The 7,312-nt window shown below is 61.3% G+C and carries 8 protein-coding genes and 1 other RNA gene; 4 read left to right on the top strand and 5 right to left on the bottom strand.

Features of this window, described 5'->3' with window-relative positions; translation table 11 throughout:
• Positions 1-150 precede the first annotated feature (150 nt).
• Positions 151-738 (bottom strand): cytochrome c family protein, encoded by a 588-nt coding sequence (locus tag EDE05_RS20810; RefSeq protein ID WP_134102867.1) that lies wholly within the window; start codon positions 736-738, stop codon positions 151-153.
• A 153-nt stretch (positions 739-891) separates the two neighbouring features.
• On the opposite strand from EDE05_RS20810, the gene EDE05_RS20805 reads away from it, so the two are divergent.
• Positions 892-1,650, top strand: coding sequence for a 3-deoxy-manno-octulosonate cytidylyltransferase (locus EDE05_RS20805; RefSeq protein ID WP_134102864.1), 759 nt, complete (start codon positions 892-894; stop codon positions 1,648-1,650).
• A gap of 11 nt (positions 1,651-1,661) precedes the next feature.
• The gene (locus EDE05_RS20800; RefSeq protein WP_134102861.1) at positions 1,662-2,525 is read left to right on the top strand and encodes a prephenate dehydratase; all 864 of its coding nucleotides are present in this window, start codon (positions 1,662-1,664) and stop codon (positions 2,523-2,525) included.
• A 54-nt stretch (positions 2,526-2,579) separates the two neighbouring features.
• Here EDE05_RS20800 and EDE05_RS20795 read toward each other — a convergent pair whose 3' ends face one another.
• The 4 genes from EDE05_RS20795 to EDE05_RS20780 form a co-directional block, all read right to left on the bottom strand.
• Complete coding sequence (locus tag EDE05_RS20795; protein WP_134102858.1) at positions 2,580-2,951, bottom strand: VOC family protein; 372 nt, start codon at positions 2,949-2,951, stop codon at positions 2,580-2,582.
• A 69-nt stretch (positions 2,952-3,020) separates the two neighbouring features.
• Positions 3,021-3,716, bottom strand: coding sequence for a YafY family protein (locus EDE05_RS20790; RefSeq protein WP_134102855.1), 696 nt, complete (start codon positions 3,714-3,716; stop codon positions 3,021-3,023).
• 73 nt (positions 3,717-3,789) lie between these two features.
• A complete protein-coding gene (gene nudC, locus EDE05_RS20785) occupies positions 3,790-4,767 on the bottom strand; it encodes an NAD(+) diphosphatase (protein WP_134102852.1) in 978 nt (325 codons plus the stop codon).
• A complete protein-coding gene (locus EDE05_RS20780) occupies positions 4,764-5,171 on the bottom strand; it encodes an HIT family protein (RefSeq protein WP_134102849.1) in 408 nt (135 codons plus the stop codon). Before EDE05_RS20780 ends, nudC begins: the two co-directional genes overlap by 4 nt.
• An 88-nt stretch (positions 5,172-5,259) precedes the next feature.
• Here EDE05_RS20780 and ffs point away from each other — a divergent pair.
• Together ffs and EDE05_RS20770 are read left to right on the top strand one after the other, a co-directional pair.
• Positions 5,260-5,356: signal recognition particle sRNA small type (gene ffs / locus EDE05_RS20775), an RNA gene on the top strand.
• Between the two features lie 81 nt (positions 5,357-5,437).
• Complete coding sequence (locus EDE05_RS20770; protein WP_134102846.1) at positions 5,438-7,309, top strand: DNA polymerase III subunit gamma/tau; 1,872 nt, start codon at positions 5,438-5,440, stop codon at positions 7,307-7,309.
• Positions 7,310-7,312 lie beyond the last annotated feature (3 nt).

The raw sequence follows: 7,312 nt of genomic DNA, 5'->3' as shown, positions 1-7,312 counted from the left end.
TCGCCCTTCCGCAGTTGCGCTTCACTTCGCTCGCCATGACCAGCTTACGGTGGGACTTCCACCCACAAGAATGCGCCCATGCTGGGCGCACAACAAAAAATGCCCGGCTGATCAAGCCGGGCATTTTCGAATGGAGTTCGTCTGCACCGATCAGTTGGTGGCGGGCGGAGCGGCCGGAGCGGCATTCGGATCCGGAAGCGGCGCCGGGCTGTCGGACTGTTCACGCAGATAGGCGAGCAAGTTGGCGCGCTCGGTGTCGTTCTTGATGCCGGCAAAGCCCATAGCCGTACCCTTCACGTAAGCCTTGGGAGCCGCAAGGAAGTGATTGAGGTGCTCGAAAGTCCACTTCTCGGCGCCACCCTTGGAGAAATCCTTCATGGCGGCGGAATAGGCGAAGCCTTCATGCGAAGCGATCGGGCGATCGACAACGCCCCAAAGGCCAGGCCCGACCTTGTTCGCCCCGCCCTTTTCAACCGCATGACAGCTCTGACACTTCTTGAAGACAGCGGCACCGGCTGCGGCATCGGCCTTGGCAAGAAGCTGACCAACCGGAACGGCAGCCGGGGCCGCTTCGCCGCCACCTTCGCCAGCGGCAGGTTCTTCAGCCGCGACAATAGCAAAGCCTTCCTTCTCAGGTTCCGGCGCGTGGAATATCCCTTCCGAGGCAATCGACACCGACATCATGACGAAGACCGTTGCAAGCAGGGCGCCTGCCGCCATGTTTACGTAGGGATTCATCCGCAACCGCTCCTTTGCAACCGCCTGTCACAAGGCGGGCCATCTTGAAATTGCGCGGAACCTATGTCTTTTGCATCATTGTTGCAACACGATAATCGTCCCGCGCTTGAGACTTTTTGACACTGTTTCACCCGGAATAGAAGGGTATCCCCTATGAAGAACTCGGCTTTTGACAGGACGCTGGTGCTGATCCCGGCGCGCATGGCGTCCACGCGGCTGCCGGGCAAACCTCTGGCTGATATTGCGGGCCTGCCGATGATCGTGCAGGTTGCGAAACGCGCTCAGGAAGCCGAAGCGGGGCGAATCATAGTCGCCGTGGACGACCAGGCGGTTTACGACACGGTGGCCGCCGCCGGTTTCGAAGTCGTCATGACCCGCCAGGACCATCAATCCGGCTCGGACCGAATTTTCGAAGCGGTGCAGAAGGCCGACCCGAATGCCGAGATGGATTTCATCATCAATGTTCAGGGCGATCTGCCGACGATAGAACCCGATGCCGTGCGCGCTTCGCTCCGTCCGCTCGAAAATCCCTCGACCGATATTGCAACGCTCACCGTGGAAATCACCGAGGAGCATGAAAAGACCAATCCCAGCGTCGTAAAAGTCGTTGGGTCGCCGTTGTCGGAAACCCGACTGAGGGCGCTCTACTTTACCCGCGCCACGGCGCCTTATGGCAATGGGCCGCTTTACCATCACATCGGGCTCTACGCCTATCGCCGTACGGCACTCGCGAAGTTTGTATCTCTCGGTCCTTCGGTGCTCGAAAAGCGTGAATCGCTCGAGCAATTGCGTGCACTTGAAGCCGGCATGCGGATCGACGTAGAGATCGTTGACTCGGTCCCTCTCGGTGTCGATACTCCGGCCGACCTTGAAAAGGCGCGGGCGATCCTCTCGGCACGCGCTTCCTCCTGACGGATAATCCGATGAACGCAGTCACCAATCGCATCGCCTTTCAGGGCGACAACGGCGCCAATTCGGACATGGCCTGCCGGGATATGTTTCCGTCGATGGAGCCGCTTCCCTGCCCGACCTTCGAGGACGCCTTCCAGGCGCTCGAAAACGGGGAGGCTGATCTTGCGATGATCCCGATCGAGAATACGATCGCGGGACGCGTCGCCGACATCCATTATCTGCTGCCGGAATCCCGGCTTCATATCGTCGGCGAATATTTCATGCCGATCCGCTTCCAGCTGATGGTGCTGCCCGGCGTGAAGCGGGAGGAAATCCGCACCGTCCACAGCCATATTCACGCGCTCGGCCAATGCCGCAAGATCATCCGGGCGAACGGCTGGAAGGCGGTGGTTGCGGGCGACACCGCCGGTGCCGCGAAACTGGTTTCCGAAAAGGGCGACCGCACCATGGCGGCGCTTGCCCCCCGGCTTGCAGCCGACCTTTACGGCCTTGAGATCATAGCGGAAAATGTCGAGGACACGGAAAACAACGTAACCCGCTTTGTCGTGCTTTCCCGGGACGAAAAGTGGGTGCAGCGCAACGACCCTTCCGAAATCATCGTCACCACCTTCGTGTTCAATGTCCGCAACATTCCCGCCTCGCTCTACAAGGCGATGGGCGGCTTTGCGACGAACGGCATCAACATGACCAAGCTCGAAAGCTACCAGCTCGGCGGCAAGTTCGTGGCGACCCAGTTCTACGCGGATATCGAAGGCCATCCAGACGACCCGCCGGTGCGCCGGGCTCTGGAAGAACTGCGCTTCTTCTCGGAAAAGGTACGCATTCTCGGAACTTACAAGGGGCACCCCATGCGGGGAACCTTGAATAGGGAATAACGCAGGCAGCAGAAGACGGGGCAGCAGGTCGGCCCGCTGCCCCGACCGGTTTCGTTACTGTCCGCCCATGGAATAGACACGCAGGCGGTGACCGTCCGGATCCGTCACGACAAAGGTGTAGCCGAAGTCCATCTGCACCGGCGCCTGAAGGACACGCAGACCACGGCCTGCCCAATCCGCATATATCCGTTCGACATCGGCTTCGTCCTCTCGCTTGAAGCACAGTTCTGCGGCGCCACCGCCCGAAGTCACGGTCGGCTGGGCCGTGTGGCGGGACCAGAGGCCGACCCGCAAGCCCGTGGGGATGATAAAGAGAGCAAAGGTCGCCGAACGCTCCACGGGTTCGACGCCGAACAGTGATTGATAGAAATCCGCACTTTTCAGCGGGTTGTCGACGAAGAGAATGATGAAATCGGGATGGGTCACTTCAGTGCTCCTTGGTTGGGACTGACAGGACACGTATCCCACCCTACTGTCAGATAATGGCAGTAGCGATCATTGAGGGTTTGGAATTCCCTGCGCCAGCCGCCACTCCTTCAGCAGCACCTGCCTGCGGCGCGGGTAACGCTTTTCCGTGGAACTGGCCGACGCAATGCGATCGGTGCGGAAGTGGCGAAAACCCTGCCTCAGCTCGCACCACGCGATCATCACCCGGACATTCTCGAAAAAGCCGAGAGCGAAGGGCCAGACCGCGCGATGAGTGAGCACGCCCTTCTCGTCTTCATAGGCGAGTTCAAGGATATGTTCGGCCCGGATCGCCCTGCGGAGGAGGGTCAGATCGGCTTGGTCCTCCCGCCGGCGCGGCGCGCCGACGAGAAGCGGCGAGGTGTCGAGTTCTTCCTTCAGCTCCGGCGGCAGGACCGCAGCGATCTTCGCAAGCGCATCGACGGCGCCGGCCGCAAGCCGTGTATCGGCCGTGTTGGCGACCCAGCGTGAGCCGAGCACCAGCGCCTCGACCTCCTCTTCGGTGAACATCATCGGCGGCAGCATAAAACCCGGCCGCAGCACATAACCGACGCCCGCCTCACCTTCGATGAAGGCACCCTGTGCCTGGAGGCTGGCGATATCCCGGTAAAGGGTGCGAAGGCTGACGCCGGTTTCGGCGGCGAGCTTGGCACCGCTGACAGGTTGCCGGTAGCGCCGGAGCGTCTGGAGAAGGGCCAGCAGGCGCTCCGAGCGAGCGACAGTCATGAGATTTGAATCCTCCAGCCCCCGCTTAAGCTCAGGGCGTTCCTCGCTGCAATCGATTCGCCCGACCGATTGCTCAGGCTGCGCCTGACCGCTCGTCACCCCACTCGATCCAGTCACGCAGCAGCCGATGAGCTATCGCGCCTTCGACCGGCGCGAAGTACGGACTGCCGGGACCGGCTTCCAGCATGACAGCCGCTTCCGCCCGCCCAAACCATCGGACGTCCTGCATTTCCTGGGTATCGATCTTGATCTCAACCGATCTGGCTTCGGCATAACATCCGATCATCAGCGAATGAGGCATAGGCCAGGGCTGCGACGCATGATAGCGGACACGGCCGATCTCGATTCCCGCCTCTTCAAAGGTCTCGCGGCGCACGGCATTCTCGATCGTCTCACCAGGTTCAACGAAGCCTGCCAGGCAGGAATACATGCCTTCCTGAAAATGGTGGCTGCGGCCCAGCAGGCAACGATCCCGCTCCACATCGATGGTCAGCATGATGACAACCGGATCGGTCCGCGGAAACATCATGTGTTCGCATTTCGTGCAGACGCGCTTGTAGCCGCCGATCTTCATCTCTGTTGGCGAGCCGCACTTGCCGCAGAAAAGATTGGCGGCATTCCAATTGAGAAGCGCGACGGCCTGCGCGACTTCCCCCAGCAGCTCACCTTGAATAAGGGAATCGCGGAAAAGCGCCCGCGCCTCCGTCGGTTTGTAATGACTTGCCAGCTCTTCCGCTGGAATGAGGACCGGCACCGCAATCCGGGGCTCCCCGTTTTCCTTGTAGCCGAGCAGGACCGCGGCATCGAAATCGGGCTTCAGTTCCGCAAGCTCGTAGGCCGAAAACAGCGGATCGAGGATCTGGCCGTCATGCTTGAGGATCAGCCGGCTGCCGCTGAAGGCGAGAATATGCGTACCTTCTACGGCCAGCGCCTTTTCAACGCAGTCATCCGCACGATATTCCGCCTGCCTGTCGAGCTTGTTGCCGGAAAAGGCCGTGAGCTCGCTTGGCTCCGGGTGGGGTGCATCGGTATCGAAAAGGGTAGCGGTCATGAAAGGGCTTCAACCAGTTTCTTGATGAGGTTCTGCTTCTGTGGTTGTTCGTAGGGCGTCGCCTGGCCAAAACCCCAGATGGGGCCTGGCCAATTTGGATCGCCTTTGAAGCGGGCGATGACGTGGACATGCAGCTGGCGCACGATGTTGCCGAGGGCGCCGACATTGATCTTGGTTGCCCCTGTGGCCTGCTTGAAAGCCGCCGCCACGCGATTGATCTCGGCGGAAAGGAGAGCCTGATCGGAGGGGGAGAGGTCGAAGATCTCGCTCATTCCGTTTCTCTCAGGCACCATGACCAGCCAGGGCCAGCGGCTGTCGTTCTGGAGACGCAACTGGCAGAGGTCCAGCTTTTTCACAAGCTCGGAATCCCTCTCGATTCGTCCGTCCAGTTCGAATGCGCTCAAGCTTTCCTCCCGTCGTGTTTTCTGTTCGATAGCAGTTTTTTACAGGTCTGGCTTGCATTTGGAAGCGTTATTGACGATATGTGCGGCGGGAGGTTGGTGGTGGACGAGCCACTCGCCAACCGGGTCAGGTCCGGAAGGAAGCAGCCCTAACGAGCCCGGCACGGGTCGCCGTGCCAGCCTCCCACCCTTGCTTTCAACAGCATCTTGGTCAAAATCCGGTCCGGTCAAGTGGCCGGCCGCGGCCCGCCAGGATTGTGAGGACTCAATTGAGCGATACCGGGCCGACATCGAACAGCACTACAACTGGTAGCGGCTACCGGGTGCTTGCCCGCAAATACCGTCCGAAGGATTTCTCCGACCTGATGGTCGGGCAAGAGCCGATGGTGAGAACCCTCACCAATGCCTTCGAGACCGGCCGCATCGCCCAGGCCTATATGCTGACCGGTGTTCGCGGGGTGGGCAAGACGACCACCGCACGCATTCTTGCCCGTGCGCTGAACTACAAGACGCCCGAGATCGACAAACCGACGATAGATCTCCGCATCCCCGGCGATCACTGCCAGGCGATCATGGAAGGCCGGCATGTCGACGTCATCGAGATGGACGCGGCTTCCCATACCGGCATCGACGACATCCGCGAGATCATCGAGCAGGTGCGCTACCGTCCCGTCTCGGCGCGCTACAAAGTCTATATCATCGACGAAGTGCACATGCTTTCGACGCAGGCCTTCAACGGCCTCCTGAAGACGCTCGAAGAGCCGCCGGAGCATGTGAAATTCATCTTCGCAACGACGGAAATCAGAAAAGTCCCGATCACCGTCCTTTCCCGCTGCCAGCGGTTCGACCTGCGCCGCATCAGCGCGGCCGATCTCGTCGGGCTGTTCATCACAATCCTGGAAAAGGAAGGCTTTCCGGCGGAGCAGGAAGCCTTGTCGATGATCGCGCGAGCCGCCGAAGGTTCGGCGCGCGACGGCCTGTCGCTGCTCGACCAGGCAATCGCCCATGGCGGCGGCAGTGTCCTCGCCGATACCGTGCGGGGCATGCTCGGGCTCGCCGACCGGGCCCGGATCGTCGATCTGTTCGAACATATCGTGCGGGGTGATGTCACGGCTGCGCTTTCGGAATTCGGTGCGCAATACGAGGCCGGCGCCAATCCGGTGGTGGTGCTGACCGATCTTGCCGACTTCACCCATCTCGTCACCCGTTTCAAATACATTCCCGATGCGGCCGACGATCCGTCGCTGAGCGAAGTGGAACGCCTGCGCGGCCGGGAATTCGCCGAGAGCGTTGCCGTAAGCACGCTGTCGCGCATCTGGCAGATGCTGCTCAAAGGCATTCCGGAGGCAGAGAATTCTTCGCGGCCATCAGGTGCCGCCGAAATGGTCCTGATCCGTCTGACCCATGCGGCTCATCTGCCCTCACCGGAAGATGCCGCGCGAAGGCTCTCAGATCTGTCCGGCGGCGACGGCCAGCGCTCCGCACCCTCACCGAACGGCGGGGGACGGGCGGCCTCGCCGTCCCAGCCTCCGGTCAATGCACGCGGCACCGAGATGTCGACGCCCCGCGTCCCTGCTGGAGGACCGACAGCAATGCTGCGTGCCGTTCCTTCACCGGAAACCGCACAGGAACCACTGGAGCGCCCCGCACTCCAAGCGGCGGCCGAACCCCAGCCGGAGCCCAAGGTTCACGTGCGATCGCTGGAAGACATCGGCGACCTCTGCGCCAAAAATCGCGAACCCGTATTGCGCGCGCGCATCCGGCAGTCCGTCCATCTGGTCAAGCTCGAGCCGGGGCGGCTCGAAATCAACCTTGAGCCCGATGCGCCCAAATCCATCGTCAACGACCTTACGTCGAAGCTTCGGGAATGGACCGGGACCACCTGGTGGGTGACGCTTTCCAACGAGCGCGGCGCCCCGACGCTGGCTCAGGCGGAAGAGCAGGCCAAGGAGCAGCGCAAGACCGATGCCCGAGCCGATCCGGACGTGGCGGCCATTCTTGCGCAATTCCCGGGAGCCAGGATCATCGACGTCCGTATCCGGGCGGAGGAAGAAGAAGACGAGGCGGCAGAAATTGCTGCACCGGCAGCCGCGGAATCCGAAGAGGGCGACATCCTGCCCGGCGACGACATCGAATTGTAAAAG

Source organism: Neorhizobium sp. R1-B (assembly GCF_004368875.1).
In the GTDB taxonomy this organism is placed as follows: Bacteria; Pseudomonadota; Alphaproteobacteria; order Rhizobiales; family Rhizobiaceae; genus Neorhizobium; species Neorhizobium huautlense.
Note: the sequence above shows the minus strand (reverse complement) of the source record. Positions and strands in the feature narration are given on the sequence as shown.

Coding starts and splice junctions, on each gene's coding strand:
- nudC (WP_134102852.1), bottom strand. CDS start 4,767: ATGACCGCTACCCTTTTCGATACCGATGCACCCCACCCGGAGCCAAGC.
- EDE05_RS20805 (WP_134102864.1), top strand. CDS start 892: ATGAAGAACTCGGCTTTTGACAGGACGCTGGTGCTGATCCCGGCGCGC.
- EDE05_RS20800 (WP_134102861.1), top strand. CDS start 1,662: ATGAACGCAGTCACCAATCGCATCGCCTTTCAGGGCGACAACGGCGCC.
- EDE05_RS20790 (WP_134102855.1), bottom strand. CDS start 3,716: ATGACTGTCGCTCGCTCGGAGCGCCTGCTGGCCCTTCTCCAGACGCTC.
- EDE05_RS20810 (WP_134102867.1), bottom strand. CDS start 738: ATGAATCCCTACGTAAACATGGCGGCAGGCGCCCTGCTTGCAACGGTC.